The organism is Afipia dichlorophenoxyacetatis, assembly GCF_055386385.1.
Map to the genome: position 1 here is coordinate 2,477,697 of NZ_AP029250.1, position 24,545 is coordinate 2,502,241.

Sequence of the window (24,545 nt, forward strand, 5' to 3'; positions counted from 1 at the left end):
GACGCGCTTTCTCAAATCATTTCATTTTCAACAGACGGCGTGACATGAGCGAACAGCCCCTTCCGAAGAAAAAGTTGAACGTCCTTGGCAAGCAGATGGCCTTCTACGATCACGGGCAGGGCACACCGATCGTCTTTCTTCATGGCAATCCGACGTCGTCCTATTTGTGGCGGCACACCGTCGCCGAACTCGACGGCGTCGGCCGCCTGATAGCGCCGGATCTCATCGGCATGGGAGATTCCGAGAAGCTGCCGAACCCCGGTCCGGACACCTATACGTTCGAGAACCATCGAAAGCATCTCTGGGCTCTGCTTCATGAGCTCGTTGGGTTGTCCGAGAAGATCGTGCTGGTGGTTCATGACTGGGGATCGGCGCTCGGATTCGATTGGGCGTATGAGCATCCCGATCGCGTGCTCGGCATCGCCTATATGGAGGGCATCGTCCGGCCCTACGCGGAGTGGAGCGAATGGAGCGAACGAGCCACGCCAATTTTCCAAGGCTTCCGCTCGGAGGCGGGTGAGGAGATGATCCTGGACAAGAACCTGTTCGTCGAGCGGGTGCTGCTCGGATCGATCATCCGTCAAATGTCCGAGGCTGAAAAGACGGAATACCGAAGGCCGTTTCTCCAGCGCGAGGACCGCTGGCCGACGCTGTCATGGCCGCGGCAATTGCCCATTGAGGGCGAGCCTCCTCACATCGTGCAATTGGTGGAAACCTATTCGAAGTGGATGGCGGAAAACGACATTCCGAAGCTGTTCATCAATGCCGATCCCGGCGCCATTCTCACCGGCGCGCCGCGCGAGTTCTGTCGCACGTGGAGGAACCAGACCGAGGCGACCGTGAGCGGCCTTCATTTCATTCAGGAAGATTCCGGCGCCGAGATCGGGCAACATGTGAAGGCGTGGATTGAGAAGCACCGGCTTGCGTGAAAAAGCCTGAAGAAGGACGCGAACAGCTACCTACCGGATTTACTTTTCCGGCAGGCCCGCATCGACCATGAGCTGAACGACCTTGTCGGTCGCTGCGAGATAAACCGGACTGGTGTTCTTTGACGGCGGCGCGACGTTGAGCTTCGTCGTGCCGGGCACCATCTTCAAGCCTTCCTGCATCGCCGCCCTGGCTTCATCGAACCGTCCCGCTTGCTGATAGGCGGCGGCGAGCATCATCTGTGTGCGCCCGGACGCCGTGGTGATGGCGATCGAACGTTGCAGCCACGGCACTGCGTCGGCGCCGCGACCCATCAACTGGTTCGCCCATCCCGCGCCGAGCAACCAGGTCCAGCGCGACACGGCCGGCGTGTCGAAGCGGTCGGCTTGCTGGAATGTCGCGAGCGCATCGTCAAAGCGGCCAAGGAAGATCTGCCCAAGGCCGACAAGGTAGAGCGCGCCGCCGTTCCACGGGTCGAAGCTCAAGACCCTCGCGCAGGTGACGAGGCTTTCCGCGAAATGGTTGGTCGCGCTGAGAAAGCGGCAATAGGTTTCCAGCACCGCGATGGAATTGGGCTTCGCGCGCGAGGCGCGCTCAAGCGTCGCGCTGGCCTGCGCTTCCACAGCCTTGGCCTCGTCCGGGCCATACCAGCGCATCTGGAAGCCGCGGAGCTGAAGCGATGACAGTGCGACAGCGATGTCGACATTGCCGGGTTCGTCGGCGAGAGCTTTTTGCAGCATGGTCTGCGCCACGCCAAAACGCTCGCGCGTGGTTTGATTGATCGATGCGGTCGCCTGATCGATAACGACCTTGGCGCGGCCTGCGGACGCGTCCTGGTTGGTTGGTGAAGATGCGCTGGCCTCTAAAAGTTCGTTCAAGCGACGCGCGAGCGGATGGCCCACGCCCGCCGCAAGCCGGGACTGCTGAAGTTGCGCGTCCGCCTCGTTGACGTCGACCGACACCATCGCCACCGATTGAACCTCGCCGGTGGCGGTCTTGATGATGCGCGCGCGCAAGGTCCACGCTTGCTCACTGCGCTGCAATTCGCCCCGGACTTCGAAATCGGCTGGGGTGACAGCAACGTTTTCGGTAGGTGCCGACGGTGATGACTGTGGCGCGACCGTTCTGATGTTGTCGATCCTGGCGAAACCATCCGCGAGGCGGCTGGTGACTTCGCCTGCCATCGCCGCACCACGCGGATCGTTGCTCGCATCGACAATCGGCATCACGGCGATGACCGGCGGCGTTCGCTTGATAATAAAGTCCGGCTTCAGCACCGCTGCCACGGCCGCAAGCCCGATCACCACACAGAGGACAGCGGCAATGGCTGCCACACGTCCACGCAAACCGAAGATGGACCACTGAGATTTTCCCGATCCGGTTGCAATGTCGGCCGGTGTCGCGGGGGCGGCATCTGAAGGCAGGATAGGGGAGGCCGCATCCGGGACCGGGGTCGAGGGTGGCGCGACCGGCTCGACGATTTGCTCGACAATGACTTGGGCCGTTAGCACGTAGCCGCCGCCGGCTGCGAGCTTGATCAATTGTCGGCGGTCGTCGCCCAGAGCGGTCCGAAGCTCGCGGATTCCCTGGAACAGGCTGTCCTCGCCGACATGAACATTCGGCCAGACCGCTTCCATCAATTCCTGCTTGCTGAGCACCCGGGCCGGGTTGGCCGCGAACAGGCGCAACATCTCGAAGGTCTTCGGCCGGAGCTTGACGGCAACGCCATCAGGCCCGCGCAGCTCATCACGCTGCTGGTCCAGCTCGAAACCGGCGAAACGAAACACAGATAACCCCCAACCACCCATAGGCGGCGCTTAGCCGCCTCAACTTTCGAGAGACCTCTTGGCCGCCTCCATCTCAGAAGCCGGCGCTCGGACTTCCTCATAGCCCAAACGCGGCTTCTGAGCCGCTTAAATTCTAACGCCGGAGCATGAACCGGCTCTTGTCCCAAAGGCGGTTCGCGAGGCGCCTAAATACAACAAAACATATCGAAAATGACGTTGAATCGAAAATTTCAGAAATTTTCAGAACGCCACCCACAGCCGTTTCAGGACTTCGCTCCCCCTCCGATGCGATGAAGCTGACGCAGACTCAGGAGTTAGAGGCTGTGGGGACAGCTGCGCGCATTTTTGGTGGCGTGTTGGGCCGGCTGGGAGGCTGGTCCACGCCGTGCGCGGGGGGAGATCGTAGCAATGGTAACGGATCGATTTGGCACGCGCCGGTTGCGCGCCGCATTGCTTGCATCAACGGCCCTGGTCTTGGCCTCATTGTTGCTGCCCGCAGCGCCCGCGCAGGCGCAGACATGGCTCGGCTCTCCGGCCAATGGCGACTTCAACAACGGCGCCAACTGGGACTCCGGCACGGTGCCGACCAATACCGCCATCTTCGGCGCCTCGACCGTCACCAACCTGTCATTTTCGGCCGACACCACGCTCGGCAGTATGCTTTTCTTGAGTGGGGCACCGAATTACAACTTCAGCAACAGTCATGCGGTGGCGATCAACAACAGCGGCATCTTCGCCCCGTTCGGAATTAACGTCAGCTTCGCAAACAGCGGCAGCGGCAGTCTGACGTTTTCCGGTTTTAACCAGCTCGATGGCGCCTACACCTTTATGAACGACGGCACCATCACCTTCAACGACAGCACCGACGGCGGCGACAGGACAACCTACGTCAACAACGGCGTCGTGAACTTCAATGATCGCAGCTATGCAAACGCAGCGACCATTACCAACAATCTGGCTCTGAATTTCTCAGGGCAAAGCGATGCTGGCCAGGCCACGATCATTAACGGCAGCGCCGGCGTTGTCCGTTTCGGAGACAGCAGCTCACTCGATCAGGCTCATATCACCAACAATGGCGGCGAGGTGGATTTCCACGACGCCAGCACAGCGGGCAGCAGCTTCTCCACCACCACGATCACGAACAACAGCGGCAACATCGGGTTCTTCGACACCGCCACCGCCGGCAGCGCCACCATCTCCAACAGCGGCAGCCTATCTTTCAACGACACGAGTACAGCCAGCAGCGCGACGATCATCAACAATGCCGGCGGCAGCGTGAATTTCTACAACACCAGCACGGCGGCCAGCGCCGTGATCGGCAACAATGCCGGCGGCAGCCTGAATTTCTACAACACCAGCACAGCGGCCCACGCCCAGATCGTAAACAACGGCAATTTCACTTTCAATGATGGCAGCACCGCCGGCTTCGCTCTCATTAACAACAACGGGGGCGATATAGCCTTCCGCAATACCAGCACAGCCGGTAGCGCATTCATCTTCAACAACAGCGGCAACGTCGGGTTCTTCGACACGGCTACCGCCGGTAGCGCCGGCTTCGACAACAGCAGCAGCCTGTCTTTCAACGATGCCAGCACGGCCGACCACGCGGGGATCGGCAACAATGCCGGCGGCATTGTGAATTTTTACAACACCAGCACAGCGGCCGATGCCCAGATCACCAACAACTCTGGCGGCAGCCTGAATTTCTACAATACCAGCACAGCGGCCAACGCCCAGATCACAAACAACGGCAATCTCACATTCAATGATGGCAGCACCGCCGGGTCCGCTGTCATCGGCAACAACGGCGGCGGCGTAGCCTTCCACAACGCCAGCACAGCCGGTAGCGCAACCGTCACCAACAACAGCGGCAACCTCGATTTCTTTGACACGGCCACTGCCGGCGCCTCCATCATCACCAACAGCGGCAATGGCAACATTGCATTTCACGATTCCAGCACAGCGGGCACTGCCGCCATCACGAATAACGACACCGGCCGGGTCTATTTTCAGGACAGCAGCACCGCGGGTAGCGCGACGATCATCAATAATTACGGGCTCTACTTCCAGAACGGCAGTTCAGCCGGCAGCGCCAGCATCACCAACAACGAGTACACTGAGTTTTTCGACACCAGCACGGCCGGCGACGCCGTCATCACCAACAACCGGGAGATGCACTTCTCCGACCAGAGCACGGCCGGCAACGCCAAAATTACCAACACGGATTCTCTCTACTTCGGTCAAACGGCCAATGCCGGCAACGCGCAGCTCATCAACAACGCAGCCGCCGCGCAGATCGATTTTTCCGGCACCGTCGGTGCGAACAGCGACCACAAACTCACCGCTGGCTCGATCGCGGGCAACGGAATGTTCTATCTCGGTGGCAATGAACTGACCGTCGGCTCCAACAATTTGTCGACCACTGTCTCCGGCGTGATCGCCGATGGCGGAATGTGGGGCGGCGCCGGCGGCTCGCTGGTCAAGATCGGCACCGGCACACTGACGTTGTCGGGGGCCAATACCTATACTGGTGGCACCACCATCAACGGCGGAACATTGCAGCTTGGTGATGTCAGCGGCGTCGGCTCCATTTTGGGTGCCGTCACTATCGGCGGCGCGGGCACGTTCGATGTCGTCAACGCCGACACCAGCGGCATCGCCACGATCACGAACAACGGAACGACGAATTTTCGCAACAGCACCAGCGCCGGCAACGCGAACATCGCCAATAACGCTGCCGGTCAGATTAATTTCAGGGACAGCAGCACGGCAGGTAGCGCAGCCATCGGTAACGACGGCGCTGTGAGCTTCAACAACACGAGCACAGCCGGCATTGCGACGATCACGAATAACGCCACCGGCCAGGTCAATTTCAGGGACAGCAGCACGGCAGGCAGCGCGGCCATCGGTAACGACGGCGCTGTGAATTTCAACAGTACCAGCACCGCCGGCACCGCGACCATCACCAACAACAGCAGTGGCCAGCTCAGTTTCAATAACACCAGCACCGCTGGCAGCGCCACGGTCACAAACAACGGTACGACGTCATTCGGCGACACCAGCACGGCAGGCAGCGCAACCATCACGAACAACAGCGGTGCCCAGCTCAATTTCAATAACACCAGCACCGCCGGCGCCGCGACCATCACCAACAACAACATCCTCAATTTCCGGGACACCAGCACCGCCGGCAACGCAACGATTTCCAATAGCCATGGCCTGATGTTCTTCGATGCGAGCACCGCTGGCAGCGCCACCTTCACCAACGATGCCGGCGGTGAGATCATTTTCATGAACACCAGCACGGCGGGCAGTGCCAGCATCACCAATAACGGCACCGCCGTCTCGTTCCTCGATACCAGCACGGCCGACAGCGCCACCATCGTCAACAATACCATCCTGCAGTTTGCCGACAGCAGCTCGGCCGGAAATGCCACCATCACCAATAGCGGCACTCTTGGATTCTTCGTCAATGCGACGGGAGGCAATGCCAGCATTCTCAACAACGCTGGCGGCATCGTTGATGTCTCGCACAGCACCGGCCCTGCCGGTGACGGCAAGCTCAGCGTCGGCTCGATCGCGGGAGCCGGCGATGTTTATCTGGGCGCAAGGGAGCTCACCGTCGGCGGCAACAACCTAAGCACAACGGTCAGCGGCGTGATCAGCGACTGCGGCGCGAGCGGCACGGCGTGCTACGCGGACCTCTTCGGCCTGAGCGCCACCGGCGGCTCGTTGGTCAAGACCGGCACCGGCACGCTGACGCTGTCGGGCGTCAACACCTATACCGGTGCCACCACCGTCGATAGCGGCACGCTCGCGGTGAACGGCTCGATCACGTCGTCGAGCGGTGTCACTGTCAACAACGGCGGCACGCTCGGCGGCAATGGTCAGTTGCCGACGGCTGTCATCAATAGCGGCGGCACACTGGCGCCGGGCAACTCTATCGGCACTATTACGGTCAATGGCAACCTGACGTTCAACACCGGCAGCTTCTACAAGATCGAAGCGTCGCCAACCTCAGCCGATCGCACCAATGTGCTGGGCACCGCGACGCTCACCGGTGCGACCGTACAGGCGGTGCAATTGCCGGGCAGCTTCCGAGCCCAGACCTACACCATCCTCAATGCCACCGGCGGCTTTGGGGGCACGCAATTCGCCGGTCTCACCGGTGACACGTTCGCGCCGACGCGCAATCCGCATCTGACCTATGACGCGAACAACGTCTTCCTCGTGCTCGATGCCGGCACGCTGGTGCTGCCGAACGGCGCGAGCGGCAATCAGGCCAGTGTCGCGAGTGCGATCAACAAAGCCGTCGAGAATGGCTTCACGCCGCCGGCCGGGTTCGACGCGCTGCTCAACGTGAGCGGTACGAAGCTGACCAATGCGCTCAACCAAGTCTCCGGCCAGCCCGGCGCCACCACCACGCAGGGTTCGTTCAGCGCCATGCAGCAGTTCGTGACCATGATCAATCCGTTCTCCGGCAATGCGGGGAGTGGGCAAGGCGGCGTGATGTCCTTCGCCGGCGACGCGCTCGGCTATGCTGCAGCCAATTCGCCTGACGCCAAGATGCGGGCGGCCTATGCCGCAGTGATGCCGCCGTCGGCGCCAGCATCGCTGGACCAACGCTGGGGCGTGTGGGCCTCGGGCTACGGCGGATCGAGCACGATCACTGGAAATTCTGCGAGTGGGGCGAGCAGCACCACCAGCCGTATCTACGGATCTGTTGCGGGCGCTGACTATCGCGTCTCGCCGGATGCGGTTGTCGGCTTCGCGCTCGGCGGCGCGGGCTTCAACTTTGCAGTGTCCGATGGGCTCGGCAGTGGCCGCGCTGATCTGTTCCAGGCCGGCGTCTATGGCCGTCATGCCATGGGAGCGGCGTACATCTCCGGAACGTTCGCCTACGGATTGCAGGATGTTACCACGGACCGCACCGTCACGGTGTCGGGCTCCGACAAACTGCAAGCCAACTTCAAGGCCAACACGTTCACCGGACGCGTCGAGAGTGGCTATCGCTTCGCGCCATGGCCCGCATTCGGCGCAACGCCTTACGCCGCGGTGCAGGTCTCGAGCTTCGACCTGCCGGGCTATCGCGAGCGCGTAGTCTCCGGCAGCGATCAGTTCGCACTCTCTTATAACGCGCAGACCACCACCAATGTCCGCACCGAACTCGGTGCCCGCGCCGACAAGCTATTTCTGATGGACAATGGGTTGTTCACGCTCAGTGGACGTCTTGCCTGGGCGCATGACTCCAACACCGATCGGCCGGTGACGGCAGCGTTCCAATCGTTGCCCGGCTCTGCCTTCACGGTGAACGGCGCGCGGCCTGCAGCAGACTCCGCGCTGGTGACAGCCGGCGCCGAGGTGAAATGGCTGAACGGCTTCTCGCTGGGTGGAAGTTTCGAGGGCGAGTTCTCCAGCACCACGCAAACCTACGCGGGAAAGAGCACGCTGCGCTACGCGTGGTAGGGGCGCGAGCTGCTTTTTCTTCAACTTCGCGCGAGGAGTTCCTGAACCGCTTTCGCGCGAATGTTCACTTACGTCCAACTGAAAGGGCGTCTTTGTCTCACGACATCAGCAAGCCGGATCGCTAGCTTCTTGGAGTGTAACGTTACAAGGATGCGAAGCAATGCGACCAGACCTGTCAGTGATGTCAAGCGCCAGCGACCAATTCGATGCTTCCGTGATCTCAGGAGCGCGCTGTACCCAGCACCGCTGATGTGCGTGGTGAGGTCAGCTGCGTCGCGACGTTAGCCAATTATTGCACCTTCAGAGCGTCGCCGAACGTTGCGGCCAACGGTCCTAAAGATTCGGCGACATCATTTCAGATAAGCGGCAATTAATTTTACGTCTCATGCCCAGGTGACGCCAATGTCACAAATGCGCTCAAGCATAGGAGAGGTCAACTCCTGGGTCCGGCAGCGTTGCTCAACCGGTTGACGTCAATGAGTGCTGCGAGAGTGTTGGAAACACGAGCGGGATATGAGCCATATCGTTGTTGTGGATGACGACCAAGTCGAGCGGCAAATGTTGGCCGATTATCTTGTAGATCAGAATATTCCTGCACGATCTGCATCTAATAGAGCCGAGCTAAATCGACAGCTAAAGGATATGCAGCCGAGCATGATTCTCCTGGATCTGGAGCTGGGTCAGGAGGACGGTTTGGATGTATTGCGAGAGATCCGCTCGCGTTCGGATGTGCCGATCATTATCATGGCCGGTCATCGCTCCGACGAAATTGATCGCGTCGTCGGACTTGAGCTCGGGGCGGATGACTACATGATCAAACCATTCGGCCTCAGGGAACTGCTTGCTCGCGTGCGTGCAGTCTTGCGTCGACAAGAGATCGGAAGAGTCGCACGGACGCGCAGTTCCGGGGGAGGCGGCTACAGATTCGCGGGGTGGCAATTCGAACGCCGCCATAGAAGGCTCGTTGATCCCAGCGGCGCGAATGTCCGATTGAGCAAGGTGGAGTGCACTTTGCTCTTGGCCTTTCTTGAGGCGCCTCAGCGTCCCTTGACGCGTGAGCATTTACTTCAGGCGACACGGGTGCATGACGATATTTATGACCGGGCGATTGACGTTCAGGTTCTGCGGCTACGACGAAAGCTGGATTTCGATCCGCGCGCCCCACGCATCATCCAGACCGAGCGTGGCGTGGGTTATACGTTCGCTCTCTCAGTTGAGCCATTTTAAAAAAGACAAGCGATGGGCGACCGTCACATCGTGTTCTTAATTCGGAGTAGGGTACGTTCGCAGCGCCGATCTTTCTGGCGCACCGTGCTCGCGGCCATCGATCGCGGCCAAGGCTCGTGATCACTCTCTTCACTCGGAAAGCACTCAAATGGATGCGATTAACTTCTTGCTCTGGATTCATATCGTGGCCCTCGTTGCAGGCGGCTCCAACACCGTCGTGATGCCGATCATCGGCGCAACGCTTCCCAAAGTTGACGAGAAAACCCGTGCGACGTTGTTTGGGATTGGCTTCCAGATGGCGACCGTAGGAAAGGTGGCCGGGGTGACTTTGCTCGTGAGCGGGCCTCTTTTGCTTTGGCTCAAATATGGCGGCCTGCAAGGGGCAACACCGTGGTTCTGGGTGAAGATGGTGTTGATGGTGGTCATGATCGCGGCAATCATTTTCGAGGAGGCGAACTTCAAGAAATCAGCCTCGGGCGATGCGGTTGCAGCCAGAAATGCGAAACTCGGCGGCATCATCGCGGCCGTGGCATTTCTCGGCGTTCTTCTTGCGGCCGTGCTCGCCTTCAATTGATGCTGGGTACGCATACCGATGGTCCACTCGCCAGCATCATTGGCGGTGGCTGCTCAATGGCGCGAGGGGCGTACGAATACGGGTCGGGTGAGGGGGCATCGGGCTGACGATTTCTGAGCCAGTCGATCTATAACGCGTGTAAGTCCAATGCTCCGAGGCGCGGCTCTTGCAATGCCGATGAGCGTTGCCCGAACAGCGGCGCGCCTCGAAAACCCCAACGGTTGTTGCGGGCGATATCCTGTGACACACTCCGATGGTCGATGTTTCATGGCCTTCGGAGTTCTATGTCACGCCGGACATTTGCCTGGGAAAAGCTATCGGACGAGGAATTGCTGACGCGCCGCCTCAGCAGTTTGAAGGTTGGAGTCAAAGGCACCTGGCTCGAGGATTGCCTCGCAACACTGCATGAAGAGCTCGAAGAACGGGCGATCCGGCTGCGGCCGCACGCATGGATTTCGAGCGAATGGTTCAGTCCGGCAAATACGCCAGGCATCGCCGTTCCTTTCTATCTCACTCATCCCCGCCTGATGAAGCTCGAGAAGAAGATGATGCTCGAGGTCGAGGGCGGCACTTGGTCCGAGTGCATGGCCATTCTCCGTCATGAGGCCGGCCATACTGTGCAGCACGCCTACCAACTGCAACGCCGCCGGCGTTGGCAACAGCTGTTCGGCCCGTCCTCGAAACACTATCCGCGCTACTACCGGCCCAATCCGGCCAGCCGGCATTATGTCCAGCATCTTCGGCTCTGGTACGCGCAGAGCCATCCGGACGAAGACTTCGCCGAAACCTTCGCGGTGTGGCTGCGTCCGCGTTCGAATTGGCGAACCCGCTATGCGGGCTGGCCCGCGCTGAAGAAGCTCGAATATGTCGACGAGCTGATGGGCGAGATCGCCGGCAAGCGGCCGCTGCTCACGACGCGGGAGCGTGTCGATCCCTTGAATGAACTCAGTCAGACGCTTGCCGAGCACTACCGGAAAAAGCAGGCGTTTTATGCCTTCACACCGCCGAAGACATATGACCGCGATCTCTCCCGGCTGTTTTCCGCCGACCCCAAGCACCGCCGGTCGCAACCGGCGTCGAACTTTATCCGGCGGCACCGCGCCCGTATCCGGGAGTTGGTTGCGCGGTGGACCGGCGAGAACCAACTCACACTGGACGCCGTGCTGGACGATATGATCTCTCGCTGCCGCGAGCTCGATCTGCGTGCCGTCGGCCCCGAACAGAAGCTTGTGATGGACTTCACGGTGCTGTTGACGGCCAAGACGATGCACGCGCTTTTTGGTCCGTCGCGACGCAAATGGATCGCGCTATGAGGCGCCTGCGTATCCTTGTTCTGATGCATCCGGACTGTATGCCGCCGGAGTCGAGCGAAGGATACAGCGCGGAAGAAATCAACAAGTGGAAAACGGAATACGATGTCGTCAGCACCTTGCGTGCGGCCGGCCATGATGTTCATCCGCTCGGCGTGCAGGAGGACATCAAGCCCGTGCGCGACGAGATTGAAGGTTTCAAGCCGCATGTGGTGTTCACGCTGCTGGAAGAGTTTCACTATCAGACAGCGTATGATCAGCACATCGCGGGCTTTCTCGAATTGATGAAGGTCCCTTATACGGGTTGCAATCCCCGCGGCCTGGTGCTGGCCCGTGGCAAGGATCTGTCGAAGATGCTCGTGCATCATCGCCGCGTCGCTGTTCCGGCCTTTGCGGTGTTTCCGATGCGACAGAAGGTCAAGCGGCCGCCGCGTCTGGCGCTGCCGCTGATCGTCAAGAGCCTGAACGAGGACGGGTCACACGGCATCTCGCAGGCGTCGATCGTCGATACGGACGAGAAGCTTGCTGAGCGCGTCGCCTTCATTCATGAGCGGATCGAAACCGCCGCCATCGCCGAGCAATTCATCGAGGGACGTGAGCTGTATGTCGGCGTGCTCGGCAACAATCGGCTGAAGGCTTTGCCGGTGTGGGAATTGCAGTTCGGCACCATGGGCGGTGCGCATCAGATCGCGACCGAGAAGGTCAAGCACGATACCCGTTACCAGGAGCGTGTCGGCATCGTGGACGGACCGGCCAAGGATCTCACGCCGGAATTATCCGAGCGCATTCAACGCACGGCGAAACGCATCTACCGGACGCTGGGGCTCGATGGCTACGCGCGTATCGACTTTCGTCTCGCGCCCGACGGGACGCCGTATTTCATTGAAGCCAATCCCAATCCCGAAATCGCCAAGAGCCAGGAATTCGCCACCGCCGCACTGCATGACGGCCTCGATTACACCGAGCTCCTCCATCGCATTGTCGCGCTTGGCATTAGGCGGGCGAAGGCGGGGGTGTCGGTGGGGTGAGGGGAGGGAGTGCGAGACGGGCAGGAGGCGAGAGGGCCCGCGCGTTAGGGCTGGAGAGGTTTGACAGGCCGTTCCTGTAGATAGTTACAGGGCCAGATCCCGTCCTTGGTCTTAAAGCAGGCAGGATGACAAATGTCTGTTCCCTGCGAGATTTGGCTCATGAAAAGATCGACTTCTTCTCGAAGCATGCGGCTGCTCGGCGGGGATTCCGCGTTCTCTTCTTCACCGTCGTGGTTCAGCGTTAAATTGGGGCACAGTTTAGTCAGAGCCAGCGAATCCACGAGAGCACAATTCGTCTTGCAGCCTTTAGCGTAGGCAGGGCAAGCAACGGCCAAAGTGAACGTCAAGATGAGTGCAAATTTCTTCAATTTTTCTCTTCCACTGCTGCGAATGGATCCAGATACAGCTATCGCTTCTTTATTTTTTTGACCCACATGATTTTGTCGCCTTCGAAGATGCACACATCATCACATTCACCCTCCGCGGCGGATTTCTGAAGGCGCTGGGTATCTACCTCGACTTCCATTGAGCAATCAGCGTTCAAATTGCAGACAGAAAGTATCCGCTTTGCGTTCTCACTTGATGCATTTTTAACTGAGCACTGATGAATTCCATGGCCCATTTCTAACCAAGAGACACCGGCTGGATCAGTATGAATGCTCCAAAGTTTACCGGAGCAGGTAAATGTTTTGGTTTCGGCTGCCGGACTGTTCGTGCAGTTGAGGAAGGTACAGGCGGTTATAACGCAGCAAGCTTTGAGAATATCCCCCCACGTCATTCAACGTCCTTTCGTTACAGAGATCGCAACTTCCTTGACTTTCGTAAGATAGCCGTCGCCGAATGTATGGGGAGGAGGGAAACTTTGAGGTTTTGGAGCAGGCCGAGAAAGTCGGCTACGCAAATATCTGATTCTAGTGTGAAAGGGGACGTTTACCGGGGAGAGGATTTCGCGCTGACAGCGTCGTCCGGCGCCTGCAACTTTCCCCTCACGCCGCCGTCACGCGCCAGATGCAGTCGCCGACATCGTCCGCAACGAGCAGCGATCCATCCGGGCCAAGCGTGACGCCGACGGGACGGCCGTACGAGTCTTTCTCGTCGTCTGAGAGGAAGCCCGAGAGAATGTCGCGCGCGGGGCCGGAGGGGCGGCCGTTCTCGAACGGGATGAACACCACCTTGTAGCCGGAGAGCTTGCTGCGATTCCACGAGCCGTGCTGGCCGATGACCATGCCGTCGGGAAAGCCGGGCAGGGTGCCGGCCGGCATCCAGCACAGGCCGAGCGACGCGGTATGGCCGCCGAGCGCGTAGTCCGGCTGGATTGCTTTTGCCACCATCGCTGCATCCTGCGGCACGCGATCGTCGACGATCTTGCCCCAGTAGCAATACGGCCAGCCGTAGAAGCCGCCGTCGCGCACAGAGGTGAGATAGTCGGGCGGCGTCTCGTCGCCGAGGCCGTCGCGCTCGTTGACCACGGTCCACAGCACATCGGTTGTCGGCTCCCACGCCATGCCGACCGCGTTGCGCAGTCCGCCGGCGAAGATGCGGTTGGTGCCTGTCTCGAGATCGAGTTCGTAGATCGCGGCGCGGCCTTCCTCGGTCTCAAAGCCGTAGTCGGCGATGTTGGTGAGCGAGCCGACGCCTGCATAAAGCTTGGTGCCGTCCTTGCTCGGCAACAGGCTGCGCGTCCAGTGACCGGCGGGCTTGAACGTGGTCAGCCGCTTGCCCGGCGCAGTGATGCGGTCCGCGTTCGGCGTGTAGGGGAAGGCCATCACGCCATCGGTGTTGCCGACATAGAAGGTGTCGCCGAGCAGCGCCATGCCGAACGGCTGGTTCAGGTTTTCCATGAACACCTGCTGTGTCTCGGCGACGCCGTCGCCGTTCTTGTCGCGCAACAGCGTGATGCGGTTGGCGCTGACGCCGAGCGCCGCCGCGCGGCGCATGGTGGCCTGCATCGCGTAGCTGAACAGGCTCTTCGCGGTGGTGGCAACCTGCGAGGCTTCAGCGACAAGCACGTCGCCATTGGGCAGCACGTCGATCCAGCGCGGATGCTTCAGCCCGCCTGCGAACATGTTGACCTTCAGGCCTTGCGCGACCGTAGGCTTGTGGCCTTCGCGCCAGCCGCGTGCGGTCGGCATCTTCAGGGTGGGAATGGCCCCTTGCGGTTTCGCCTCGGGGAAATTCGGCTTATCGCCCCAGGCCGGGGGAGGCGTGGGGCCCTGCTGCCGACGCCACAGAACCGCGGACGCACCGATCAACGCGACGATGCGGGCAAAAAAAGCCGAAAAATTCATGGGAATTCCTTTGTTGAAACGCGGCGGCACCATGCAATGCAACGCAGCATGAAACAAGCGCGGCGGGCGCGCCCGTGGTCTGCAGTGGACGCGAAACGGGAGACCAATATTTTGCGCGGAATGCGGATCAGTCGTGCAAGGGGGACCTGTACGAACGGAAAACCAGAGCTGCACCTATCCCGGGTTGCGCGGGAAGCGTTTTGCCGTAACATCCCGCGCACGGAGGGTTCGCTCCGCTCATCAAAAAAACTTTGCGGAGGAAACGTTATGAAGCGGCTCTCTCTGGCGCTTGTTATCGCCATGTCATGCGGGCTTTTGGCCCAGCCTGCGGACGCTCAAAAGCACTACGACGCGGGCGCGAGCGACACCGAGATCAAGGTTGGCCAGACGGTGCCGTTTAGCGGGCCGGTGTCGGCCTATGCGACCATCGGCAAAACCCAGGCGGCCTACATCCACATGATCAACGATCTGGGCGGGGTGAACGGGCGCAAGATCAACCTCATTCAATATGACGATGCTTACAGCCCTCCCAAGGCGGTCGAGCAGGTGCGCAGGCTGGTCGAGAGTGATGAAGTGCTGCTGACGTTCCAGATCACCGGAACGCCGTCAAACGCCGCCGTACAGAAATATCTCAATCTGAAGAAAGTGCCGCAGCTCTTTGCCGCGACGGGTGTTGCGAAGTTCTCTGATCCCAAAGGCTTTCCGTGGACCATGGGTTTCAATCCGTCCTATCTCACGGAAGGCCGGATCTACGCGCAGTACATTTTGAAGGAGCACCCCAACGCGAAGATCGGTGTGCTCTACCAGAACGACGATCTCGGCAAGGACTATCTCAGGGGTCTCAAGGCAGGGCTCGGCGACAAGGCCGCATCGATGATCGTGGCCGAGGCCTCGTATGAGGTGGCCGATCCGACCATCGACTCGCAAATCCTGAAGATCAAGGACGCCGGAGCCGATCTCTTCTACAGTGCTTCGACGCCGAAGCAGGCAGCGCAAGCAATCAAGAAAATTTCGGAGATCGGCTGGCACCCTGTGCAGATCGTCGACATCAATGCGAATTCGATGAGCGCCACGCTGAGGCCGGCCGGGCTTGAGGCCGCGAAGGGCTTGATCAGCGTGAACTACGTGAAGGACGCAGCTGATGCAGCGTGGGCGAACGATCCCGGCATGCAGCGCTATCTCGCGTTCATGGCGAAGTATTATCCCGACGGCGACAAGAACTCGAACCTCAATGTCTATGGCTACATCACCGCGCAGCTTCTGGTGCACACGCTCAAGATGTGCGGCGACGAGCTGACGCATGAAAACGTCATGCAACAGGCTTCGCACCTCACCAATGTCGATCTCGATCTGCTGCTCCCCGGCATTTCCGTCAACACCACGCCGACCGACTATCGCGTCAACAAGCAGTTTCAGATGATCCGGTTTGATGGCGAGCGATGGGCGCCGTTCGGCTCCGTCATCACGGATACCAACGAATAGCGCTGTGTTGCGAGGCGCGCGGCCATAGCGAATAGGGCTTGGCAGCTTGGAGGAGATAAGTCAGGCTCCCGTTTAAACAGAGCACAACTGTTGCACGGGAGAGACGCATGACCTCTAAGGTCGCCATCATAAATGGTGCTGTATCGCGGCGGCGAGTTTTGATCGGTGGCGGTGGTGCAGCGATGTTCGCGCTGTCCGGTGGCTTTGCCCGTGCTGCGGGCGAGTGGCCGTCGCGTGTGGTCAAGGTGATCTCGCCTTATGGCGCGGGCGGCTCCAACGACATCTCGCTGCGGATATTGAGTGAGTATGTCGGCCAGCGGGTTGATCAGCAGTTCGTGGTCGAGAACAAGCCTGGCGCGGGCACGCGCATCGCCAATGAATTCGTCGCGCATGCGGTGCCCGATGGCTACACGTTTCTCTATGCGGCCGCGCCTTACATCACAGCGGAAGCGTTGTTCGGCAAGCTCAACTACGAGCGCAAGGAGCTGCGTCCCGTTGCCATGGCGGTGCTTGCGCCACTGTTTCTGATCGTGAATGCGGACACGCCCATCAAGACGGTGCAGGACCTGATCGCCTACGGCAAATCGAAGAAGGACGGACTGACTTTTGGGTCTCCAGGACCGGGCTCGCAGCCGCATCTCGCCGCTGAACTGTTATTTAAGGAAGCAGGCGTGAAAGGTCTCAACGTGCCGTTCCGCGGTGACAACCCGGCCTACACTGAATTGCTTGCAGGTCGTGTCGATGCAACGCTGACGGCGATCAGCGCCGCACTACCGCATATCGAGAGCGGCAAGCTGCGCGTGCTGGGCACGGCATCAGAAGAGCGCAGTGCGATCTATCCTTCGGCACCGACGCTGCGCGAGCAGGGATTGAGCAAAGTGATCGCAGCAGGCTGGTTCGGCTTCATGGCGCCAACCGCAACGCCGGAGCCGATCGTCGAGCGCTTGCAAGCAGAAGTGATGCGCGCGCTCGCCGATGACAACGTGAAACAGAAGCTCTTGGCGCAGGGCTTAGAAGCCTATCCGAAGTCGGGTGCGGACTTCGGCGCGTATATCGATCGCGAAACGGAGAAGTGGGGCGACTTGATCCGCGAAGCGGGCCTTAAGGGGGAATAAGCGAGACGCGCGTCGCGGAGCGCGCCATATCCGGCAGCCTTGCGCAATTGCAACGCTGCCGGATCTAGAATGCCGCATTCCACTCACGCGGCGAGACGCTCTTCATGCTGCTGCACCGTCTCGGCTTCATCCTTCAACGCTTTCTGAGCCGACGGCCGTGCAGCGACGCGCGCAACATACTTCATCAAGTTTGTCAGGTGACCGATCGCGGCGCCCGAGCGCTCGTGCCACATGGTGCCCCAGATGTAGGCGTCCGCAACGGTGAAGTCTTCGCCGGTGATGTAGGTGCGGCCATCGGCGAGGATGTTGTCGAGCACTGTGTAGGCGGTGACCAGCTTGGCGCGGGTCCACGCGGTGCCGTCTTCGGTCAGCAGCTTGCGCATGAGCGGAATGTGCTTCTGCGCAATCTCGGTCGCGACGAAGACGAGGAGCTGGTCGAAGTGCGCGCGCTCCAGCGTGCCGCGCTTCGGTGCGAGACGCGTCTCCGGATACTGATCGGCTAGGTAGGAATTGACGACGATGGTCTCGGTGATGGTGTCGCGCGTCGCGTTGTCGATCTGCAGGACCGGCACGTAACCCAGCGGATTGACGTCGGCGAAGGTCTCGCCGTTCGACGTCGTCTTGTTGAAGACATCGTAATGGACCAGCTCCGGCGCGAGGCCGAGTTCGTTGGCGACCATCATGGCGGCGAGGGAGCAGGTGGCTTTAGCGATGTAGAGCTTCATGGGAGGACCCTTTCGGTTGATCAGTGTCCTTTGGTGTAATCTCATCCCTTGGAGCGATAAACGACGATGGGGGCGCCTAAGTGTATCCTTAAAGGAGACAATAGGAGGAAAAATGGCCGGGGCCGAAGCCAATAGCCCTCAAACGCCGAAGGGCCCGCCCACGATCATGGACGGACCCTTCCTGGCGGATGTCACGGTTGGAGATCAGGCCGTGACGGCCTCCGCCGGGTGATCGGTATGGCCGTGCGATCGCTTCGCACCGGAGAGTTGCCGCACGACGAAGTAGAACACCGGCGTGAACATCAATCCGAACAGCGTCACGCCGAGCATGCCGAAGAACACCGCGATGCCCATGGCCTGCCGCATCTCGGCGCCGGGTCCGGTGGACGTCACCAGCGGCAACACGCCGAGGATGAAGGCGAAGGAGGTCATCAGGATCGGACGCAGGCGAAGCCGCGCAGCTTTCACGACCGCCTGAACGACGCCATTGCCTTCGTCTTCAAGCTGACGGGCAACTTCGACGATCAGAATGGCGTTCTTTGCGGCGAGACCGACCAGAACGATGAAGCCGATTTGCGTGAGGATGTTGATGTCCTGGCCGAGCATGCGCACACCGGCAGAACCCGCGAGCAGGCACATCGGCACGATCATCAGGATCGAGACCGGCAGGCTCCAGCTCGCATACTGCGCGGCCAGCACGAGATAAACGAACAGCACGCACAGCGGGAAGATGAGAAGACCCGTGTTGCCCGTCGTCGTCTGCTGGTAGCTCAAATCGGTCCACTCATAGCTGATGCCTTGCGGAAGGATTTGTTTTGCGAGCTCCTCCATCTTGGCGACGCCGAAGGCCGCGCCGACTTCGGGTAGCGTGTCGCCGTTGATTTCCGTAGCCGGAAACAGGTTGTAGCGCGGCACGCGGTCGGCGCCGAACGCGTTCTCAAGGTTGGTCACGTTGCCGAGCGGCACCATGTCGCCCGACGCATTGCGGACCTTGATGCGAGCGAGATCCTCGGCACGTTTGCGGAACGGCAGATCGGCCTGCGCGGTGACGTGATAGGTGCGCCCATACATGTTGAAGTCGTTGATGTAGCTCGAGCCGAAATAGGTCTCGATGGCCGCATTCACGTCTGCGCTCTGCACCCCGAGCATTTCAGCACGGTCACGATCCAGGTTGACTTTCACCTGCGGCGTATCGGCCGCGAACGTGGTGTAGACGCCGACCAGTCCCGGTGTTGCATTCGCAGCAGCCACGAGATCGTTGGTGGCTTTGGCAAGCGCCGCCGTGCCGAGCCCGCCGCGATCTTCCAGCCGGAGCGAGAAGCCGCCCGCGCTGCCAAGGCCAGAGACCGGCGGTGGCTGGACGATCAGGATATTCGCGCCGGTGATGTTCGCGACACGCTTGGTCAATTCCTGCTGGATCGACACCGCGGTCTGACCATGCTTCATGCGCTCCTCGAACGGCTTGAGTACGACATAAGCCGCCGCCGAACTGGACGAGATGGTTTGTGTCGCGCCGGAGAAACCCGCGAAGGTCGGCAGGTGTGACACACCGGGGATTTGGAGCGCGATGCGTCCGACTTCCTTGGCAATCTCGGTGGTGCGTTCCAGTGACGATCCCGCAGGCAACTGCGGAATGGCGATGATGTAGCCACGATCCTGACCGGGGATGTAGCCCTTCGGGCTCTCGATCAGGAGATACCCGGTCGCCGCGAGCAAGACTGCATATAGCACCAGCATGATCTTCGAATACCGGATCAAGCCGACAACGGATTTGCCGTACAGCCGCGAGAGCTTGTCGAACGCAACATTGAAACGATCCGCCGCAGTTGAAGCGAGCCGCATCACGATGTTCTTCGACGTGTTGTGATCGTGGTTCTTGCCGTGCTGCTTCAGCATCAGTGACGCCAGGGCAGGCGACAGCGTGAACGAGTTGAACAGCGAAATCACCGTCGCCACCGCAATGGTAATGCCGAACTGCCGGAAGAATTGTCCCGACAGGCCGGGGATAAACGCGGTCGGCACGAACACCGAGGCCAGCACCAGGGCAATCGCCACCAGCGCGCCGCCGACTTCGCGCATTGTCAACAATGTGGCTTCGCGAGCGGTCTTGCCTTCGGCCAGATGCCGCTCGACATTTTCGACAACGACGATGGCGTCGTCGACCACCACGCCCACTGCGAGCACGAGTCCGAACAGGCTGAGGTTGTTGATGGAGAAGCCGAAGGCGGCCATGACGGCCATGGTGCCGACGAGGGAGACGGGGATTGCTAGGATCGGAATGATCGACGGCCGCCATCCCTGCAGGAACACCACCACCACGATGACGACGAGCACCATCGCCTCATAGATCGTCTTGACCAGCTCATGGATGCTGTCGGCGATGAAGCCGGTGGGGTTGTAACCGATCTCGTAGGCGATGCCCTTGGGGAAGTCCTTCTTCAACTCTTCCATGGTCTTCGCGATCTGTGCTTGGGTTGCGAGCGCATTGGCACCGGGACGCTGCAGCACGGCGAGTGCCACCGCAGGCTTGTCGCCGAGATAGCCGCCGGTGGAATAGGTCAGTGCGCCCATCTCGATTCGAGCGATATCCCTCAAGCGTACAAGACGTCCGCCTTCGCCGCTCTTGACGATGATGTTGCCGAACTCTGTGGGATGCTTGAGGCGGCCTTCGAAGATCAACGTTGACTGGAACGCTTGATCGGATATCGGCGGCTCAGCGACAAGACCGCCTGCGACCTGCGTGCTTTGCGCATTGATCGCCTTGGTGATGTCGGACGGGGTTACGCCGAACGACGATGCGCGATCAGGATCAAGCCAGATCCGCATGGAATATTCACGCACGCCGAACAATTGGATATCGCCGACGCCATCGACCCGCTTGAGCACGTCAACGACAGCGCGCAGCGCGTAGTTCGAAACGAACAGCTGGTCGTAAGTACCGTCGGGCGAGAACAGGAACACGCCGCTCAGAATGGTGGGCGAGGATTTTTTCACCGAGATGCCGTTGCGCTGCACAGGTTGTGGCAGGCGCGGCACCGCAAGCGCAACGCGGTTTTGCACCAGCACCTGCGCCTTGTCGAGATTGGTGCCGGGCTTGAAGGTGATGGTGAGCGTCAAGCCGCCGTCGGAGGTGGCCTGGCTGTACATGTAAAGCATGTCCTCGACGCCATTGACCTCCTGTTCAATCGGCGTCGCCATGGTGTCGGCCACCGTTTGCGCGGACGCACCGGGATAGGTCGTGCTCACGACGACGGTGGGAGGCACCACGTCAGGATATTCAGTGACGGGCAGGGTAAAATAGGCGATGCCGCCGATGATGATCGTGACAATCGACAGAACGATGGCAAAGATCGGTTGGCGGACTGACAGCTGGCCGAGATTCATAACACGTCTCCTTTTGACGCGAATTGTTCGGGCTTGATGGGCTCATTGCGGACGGTGACTTTAGCGCCGGACTGGACGCGCTGGATGCCGGAGACGATCACGCGATCGCTGGCATCCAAGCCTTGCGTGATCTCGCGCATCCTGCCGAAGACGCGGCCGACCTCGACCGGCCGGGTGGCGACATGGTCATCGGGGCCGACGACGTAAAGCACCTGCTGGGAGGAATCGCTGGCGATGGACGCAGCAGGCACCAGCACGGCCTGATGCGCAGGCTCAGCAGCGAGTGCAACGCGCACGAATTGGCCGGGCACCAGCACACGATCGGGGTTCGCGATTCTGGCGCGCAGCCGCAGCGTGCCGGTGGATGCATCGAGGCGGTTTTCAGCGAAGTTCAGCGTGCCGGTGAAGCTCGGTGACTTGTCACCGGGCAGGGTGATCTGGACCTTGCCGTCGGCCTTAAAGGCCGTCCGCATGTCGCCGTTCTTTTCAGTGCGCTCGTAGCGGAGGTAGCTTTGCTCATCGATATCGAAATAGGCGTCGATAGTGTCGAGCGAGACAATGGTCGTCAGCAGCGTTGCATTGCCTTCGCCGCCCATCACGAGGTTACCTTCGCTCACCAGCTTGCGGCTGATGCGCCCGGCTATCGGCGAGCGGACCTGCGTGAAGCTGAGGTCGAGATGCGCGCGCGCCAGTGTCGCGGCTGCCACGGCGACGGCTGCTTCCGCCGCCTGCTGATTGGCCTGACGCTGATCGAGAACGTTGGTCGCGATCGCCTGCGTGGTGACAAGCGACTTGGCGCGTTCGAGATCCTTGGCAGCGAGCACGAGCTGCGCCTGCGCTTGGGCGAGTTGGCCTTCCGCCTGCTTGACGGTGGCCTCATACGGGCGCGGATCGATCACGAAGAGAAGATCGCCCTTCTTGACATAATCGCCGTCGCGAAAAGCCACGCGTTCGACGTAGCCGTTGACGCGCGGACGAACCTCGATGGTGTCCACCGCTTCAAGACGGCCGGTGAAATTGTCCCAGCCGGTGACTTCGGTGACCATGGGCGTGCTGACGGAAACCGTCGGCGTGGGGGCAGGAGCGGCGGCTTGCTGACCGCAGCCTGCGATCGCCAGTGCGAGAAGGCTGACGGCCGAGAGCTTGGCGAGTGTAGTGATGCGAAACATGATGGTGGCCTCGTGGATGCGCGACAGGTCGGCGGCCCGAGGCATGCGGCCCCGGTCCTCAGTCCGTTCGCGGCTGAAGTTTTTTGGAAAACTGGTTTGGGGTGTTACGGCGTGCGCGAGGCCGGATCGTTCATCCGGAGCGGCGCAGCGTTTTCAAAAGGGCGGCGCAATCGACGTGATGCTCCCCTGCGGTTTTGATGCGTCGGCGTCAGGTGATGAAGCCGATGCTTCATTGATGTGGAGTGCGATCACGTCGTCCCGGAGATGTTCGAGGTCAGCGTCGCGGATGCCGAAGGCGTGAAGGCCTTCGCACGTATTGAAGAGATAATCGGCCGAACTGCCGAGCGCGCCAGAGGCAGTGGCGAGTGCACGCACCACTTGTTCGCGCGGCATGCGTCCGGCGTAGCGTTCGTCGGCCGGATTGATGGTGAAGGCGAGGCCGCATGCGAAGCGGCGTCCGTTTTCGTCCAGAAGATCAAGCCACTTCGGCAGATAGGAATTCGACAGCATCTCGCGCTTCCAGAGCATCGTGAGTTCGGTCTCAGCTTCGTCGGCCGAAATGCGAAACGCGACACCGTCACAATGACCGCCTTCATCGAGGCCAAGCACGAGACCGGGATTGTCCATCGAACCACGACCCGCCGGTGTCACAAGGCAGAATGCGCGGTGCCAGCCGCGTACACGCGCCACGCGTTTTTCGACAAATCGCACGGTGGGATTCCAGATCAGCGAGCCGTAGCCGAACAGCCACACATCTTCTTTCGGCTTCGCGGCCAATGTGTTGTGCAGCGACACCTTCCGCTCGTCCTCGGAAAGGATGCGCATGGCCGGCGCATCGCGCGCGACGATGGCGTCGATTTCTCCGGCCTCGATCATGTCTCTGGTCAATGAAGGCGTTGGCATCGCCGTCTCCTGTGTTCCGAGATGCGATATGCCTCGCCGGGGTGGCGCGATAAACATGCTCAAAGGAGACGGTTTGTCGCCTTTGGCGATACAATGTGTAGGCGGATGATAGCGAAGCAATTGCAATGACTTAAGGCGAGTAAGGTCGTCACTGCACCGGTTGGGGCCACAAAAATCGATGGTATTGCCGCCCAAACGGGGATAATTCGCATTTCACTGCAGGTTTTGTCCCTCGGAGGGAAAGCGCATGTCGGGCGGCGAGTTACCGGTCCACGATATCGCGACGTTTGTCGCGGTCGCCCAGAATGCAAGCTTCACACGCGCGGCCGAGCGGCTCGGCACCAGCAAATCGAATGTCGGCAAGGCGGTGCAACGGCTCGAACAGCGGTTAGGGACGCGCTTGCTGCAGCGGACCACCCGCGCGGTGCGTCTCACCGAAGATGGCGAGATCTATCTCGAAGCCGCGCGCGCTGCACTCGATGGATTGAACGATGCCGAAACGGCGCTGTCGGCGCGGCGGGATGAACCGGTCGGCCGGGTGCGGCTCGATGTGCCCATCGGCTTTGGCCGTCTGCTCTTGCCGACATTCACAAGCATCCGCGAGCGCTATCCCAAGGTCACGGTCGAACTGAATTTGAGCGATCGTCAATCGGATCCTGTAAAAGATGGCTGGGACATCGTCATCCGCGCGGGTGTGCTGCCGGCGGAAGGCGAGATGACGGTTCGCAAGCTGTGCGACATGCGCCTTGGGCTGTTTGCGTCGCCCGATTATCTCGCGCGTCATGCGCCGATTAAAACAGTCGACGATCTTAGCGAGCATCAAGGGATCATCTTTCGTGCCGGCTCAGGCAAGACACGGCCCTGGACCATCACCGACGGCACGCGCGTGTTCGATACGATGCCGCAGGCCAGCATCATCACTGGTGACGGGCGTGCATTCATCGACGCGGCCATTGCAGGCATGGGCATAGCGCAGATCTTCGACGGCGTCGCGAAGCCGCATCTTGTCTCGGGCGAACTGCAGCATGTGCTGCCACAAGCCGATGTCGATGGACCGCCCATTCATGCGCTGATCCCGGCAGGGCGACGCATGCCACCCAAGACGCGCGTTGTGCTGGATAGGCTGGTAGAGTTCTTCAAGCGGTGAGGTGAAGACAGGG

The 24,545-nt window shown here is 60.5% G+C and carries 16 protein-coding genes; 9 read left to right on the forward strand and 7 right to left on the reverse strand.

What is annotated here, in order from left to right:
- Window positions 1-44 precede the first annotated feature (44 nt).
- The gene (locus ACZ5C3_RS11555; RefSeq protein ID WP_464037801.1) at window positions 45-929 is read left to right on the forward strand and encodes a haloalkane dehalogenase; all 885 of its coding nucleotides are present in this window, start codon (window positions 45-47) and stop codon (window positions 927-929) included.
- A gap of 39 nt (window positions 930-968) precedes the next feature.
- On the opposite strand, the gene ACZ5C3_RS11560 is transcribed toward ACZ5C3_RS11555, so the two are convergent.
- Window positions 969-2,714 (reverse strand): winged helix-turn-helix domain-containing protein, encoded by a 1,746-nt coding sequence (locus ACZ5C3_RS11560; protein ID WP_464037802.1) that lies wholly within the window; start codon window positions 2,712-2,714, stop codon window positions 969-971.
- A gap of 408 nt (window positions 2,715-3,122) precedes the next feature.
- Between ACZ5C3_RS11560 and ACZ5C3_RS11565 the strand changes: the two genes are divergently transcribed.
- The 5 genes from ACZ5C3_RS11565 to ACZ5C3_RS11585 all read left to right on the forward strand — a co-directional run bounded on the left by ACZ5C3_RS11565 (window position 3,123) and on the right by ACZ5C3_RS11585 (window position 12,319).
- Window positions 3,123-8,180, forward strand: a complete 5,058-nt coding sequence (locus tag ACZ5C3_RS11565) for an autotransporter domain-containing protein (protein WP_464037803.1) — start codon at window positions 3,123-3,125, stop codon at window positions 8,178-8,180.
- A gap of 513 nt (window positions 8,181-8,693) precedes the next feature.
- The gene (locus ACZ5C3_RS11570) at window positions 8,694-9,407 is read left to right on the forward strand and encodes a response regulator (RefSeq protein WP_464037804.1); all 714 of its coding nucleotides are present in this window, start codon (window positions 8,694-8,696) and stop codon (window positions 9,405-9,407) included.
- Window positions 9,408-9,555: 148 nt separating this feature from the next.
- Window positions 9,556-9,981: a hypothetical protein gene (locus tag ACZ5C3_RS11575; protein WP_464037805.1), complete on the forward strand. Its 426-nt coding sequence runs from the start codon at window positions 9,556-9,558 to the stop codon at window positions 9,979-9,981.
- A 284-nt stretch (window positions 9,982-10,265) separates the two neighbouring features.
- Window positions 10,266-11,294, forward strand: a complete 1,029-nt coding sequence (locus tag ACZ5C3_RS11580; protein ID WP_464037806.1) for a putative zinc-binding metallopeptidase — start codon at window positions 10,266-10,268, stop codon at window positions 11,292-11,294.
- On the forward strand, window positions 11,291-12,319 hold the full coding sequence (locus tag ACZ5C3_RS11585; RefSeq protein ID WP_464037807.1) for a D-alanine--D-alanine ligase family protein: 1,029 nt from the start codon (window positions 11,291-11,293) through the stop codon (window positions 12,317-12,319). Before ACZ5C3_RS11580 ends, ACZ5C3_RS11585 begins: the two co-directional genes overlap by 4 nt.
- A 406-nt stretch (window positions 12,320-12,725) precedes the next feature.
- Here ACZ5C3_RS11585 and ACZ5C3_RS11590 read toward each other — a convergent pair whose 3' ends face one another.
- Window positions 12,726-13,097 (reverse strand): hypothetical protein, encoded by a 372-nt coding sequence (locus ACZ5C3_RS11590; protein WP_464037808.1) that lies wholly within the window; start codon window positions 13,095-13,097, stop codon window positions 12,726-12,728.
- A gap of 208 nt (window positions 13,098-13,305) precedes the next feature.
- Entirely contained in the window at window positions 13,306-14,607 is a 1,302-nt protein-coding gene (locus tag ACZ5C3_RS11595) for a PQQ-dependent sugar dehydrogenase (RefSeq protein WP_464044723.1), read from the reverse strand.
- A 267-nt stretch (window positions 14,608-14,874) separates the two neighbouring features.
- Between ACZ5C3_RS11595 and ACZ5C3_RS11600 the strand changes: the two genes are divergently transcribed.
- Together ACZ5C3_RS11600 and ACZ5C3_RS11605 are read left to right on the forward strand one after the other, a co-directional pair.
- The gene (locus ACZ5C3_RS11600) at window positions 14,875-16,089 is read left to right on the forward strand and encodes an ABC transporter substrate-binding protein (RefSeq protein ID WP_464037809.1); all 1,215 of its coding nucleotides are present in this window, start codon (window positions 14,875-14,877) and stop codon (window positions 16,087-16,089) included.
- Window positions 16,090-16,196: 107 nt separating this feature from the next.
- Entirely contained in the window at window positions 16,197-17,204 is a 1,008-nt protein-coding gene (locus ACZ5C3_RS11605) for a Bug family tripartite tricarboxylate transporter substrate binding protein (RefSeq protein ID WP_464037810.1), read from the forward strand.
- 83 nt (window positions 17,205-17,287) lie between these two features.
- On the opposite strand, the gene ACZ5C3_RS11610 is transcribed toward ACZ5C3_RS11605, so the two are convergent.
- The 4 genes from ACZ5C3_RS11610 to ACZ5C3_RS11625 all read right to left on the reverse strand — a co-directional run bounded on the left by ACZ5C3_RS11610 (window position 17,288) and on the right by ACZ5C3_RS11625 (window position 23,385).
- Window positions 17,288-17,929 carry a glutathione S-transferase family protein gene (locus ACZ5C3_RS11610; RefSeq protein WP_464037811.1) on the reverse strand — a complete coding sequence of 214 codons (642 nt, stop codon included), beginning with the start codon at window positions 17,927-17,929 and terminating at the stop codon, window positions 17,288-17,290.
- A gap of 204 nt (window positions 17,930-18,133) precedes the next feature.
- Entirely contained in the window at window positions 18,134-21,313 is a 3,180-nt protein-coding gene (locus ACZ5C3_RS11615; RefSeq protein WP_464037812.1) for an efflux RND transporter permease subunit, read from the reverse strand.
- On the reverse strand, window positions 21,310-22,527 hold the full coding sequence (locus ACZ5C3_RS11620; RefSeq protein ID WP_464037813.1) for an efflux RND transporter periplasmic adaptor subunit: 1,218 nt from the start codon (window positions 22,525-22,527) through the stop codon (window positions 21,310-21,312). The genes ACZ5C3_RS11615 and ACZ5C3_RS11620 overlap by 4 nt, the downstream gene beginning before the upstream one ends.
- A 108-nt stretch (window positions 22,528-22,635) precedes the next feature.
- The gene (locus ACZ5C3_RS11625; RefSeq protein WP_464037814.1) at window positions 22,636-23,385 is read right to left on the reverse strand and encodes a gamma-glutamylcyclotransferase; all 750 of its coding nucleotides are present in this window, start codon (window positions 23,383-23,385) and stop codon (window positions 22,636-22,638) included.
- Between the two features lie 247 nt (window positions 23,386-23,632).
- On the opposite strand from ACZ5C3_RS11625, the gene ACZ5C3_RS11630 reads away from it, so the two are divergent.
- Window positions 23,633-24,532, forward strand: a complete 900-nt coding sequence (locus ACZ5C3_RS11630; RefSeq protein WP_464037815.1) for a LysR family transcriptional regulator — start codon at window positions 23,633-23,635, stop codon at window positions 24,530-24,532.
- Window positions 24,533-24,545: the final 13 nt, after the last annotated feature.

Bases quoted from the DNA above. Each gene is read 5' to 3' on its own strand.
- ACZ5C3_RS11555 (WP_464037801.1), top strand. From the start codon at position 45: ATGAGCGAACAGCCCCTTCCGAAGAAAAAGTTGAACGTCCTTGGCAAG.
- ACZ5C3_RS11625 (WP_464037814.1), bottom strand. From the start codon at position 23,385: ATGCCAACGCCTTCATTGACCAGAGACATGATCGAGGCCGGAGAAATC.
- ACZ5C3_RS11630 (WP_464037815.1), top strand. From the start codon at position 23,633: ATGTCGGGCGGCGAGTTACCGGTCCACGATATCGCGACGTTTGTCGCG.
- ACZ5C3_RS11600 (WP_464037809.1), top strand. From the start codon at position 14,875: ATGAAGCGGCTCTCTCTGGCGCTTGTTATCGCCATGTCATGCGGGCTT.
- ACZ5C3_RS11580 (WP_464037806.1), top strand. From the start codon at position 10,266: ATGTCACGCCGGACATTTGCCTGGGAAAAGCTATCGGACGAGGAATTG.
- ACZ5C3_RS11585 (WP_464037807.1), top strand. From the start codon at position 11,291: ATGAGGCGCCTGCGTATCCTTGTTCTGATGCATCCGGACTGTATGCCG.
- ACZ5C3_RS11595 (WP_464044723.1), bottom strand. From the start codon at position 14,607: ATGAATTTTTCGGCTTTTTTTGCCCGCATCGTCGCGTTGATCGGTGCG.
- ACZ5C3_RS11620 (WP_464037813.1), bottom strand. From the start codon at position 22,527: ATGCCTCGGGCCGCCGACCTGTCGCGCATCCACGAGGCCACCATCATG.
- ACZ5C3_RS11565 (WP_464037803.1), top strand. From the start codon at position 3,123: ATGGTAACGGATCGATTTGGCACGCGCCGGTTGCGCGCCGCATTGCTT.
- ACZ5C3_RS11575 (WP_464037805.1), top strand. From the start codon at position 9,556: ATGGATGCGATTAACTTCTTGCTCTGGATTCATATCGTGGCCCTCGTT.
- ACZ5C3_RS11615 (WP_464037812.1), bottom strand. From the start codon at position 21,313: ATGAATCTCGGCCAGCTGTCAGTCCGCCAACCGATCTTTGCCATCGTT.
- ACZ5C3_RS11590 (WP_464037808.1), bottom strand. From the start codon at position 13,097: ATGACGTGGGGGGATATTCTCAAAGCTTGCTGCGTTATAACCGCCTGT.
- ACZ5C3_RS11610 (WP_464037811.1), bottom strand. From the start codon at position 17,929: ATGAAGCTCTACATCGCTAAAGCCACCTGCTCCCTCGCCGCCATGATG.
- ACZ5C3_RS11570 (WP_464037804.1), top strand. From the start codon at position 8,694: ATGAGCCATATCGTTGTTGTGGATGACGACCAAGTCGAGCGGCAAATG.
- ACZ5C3_RS11605 (WP_464037810.1), top strand. From the start codon at position 16,197: ATGACCTCTAAGGTCGCCATCATAAATGGTGCTGTATCGCGGCGGCGA.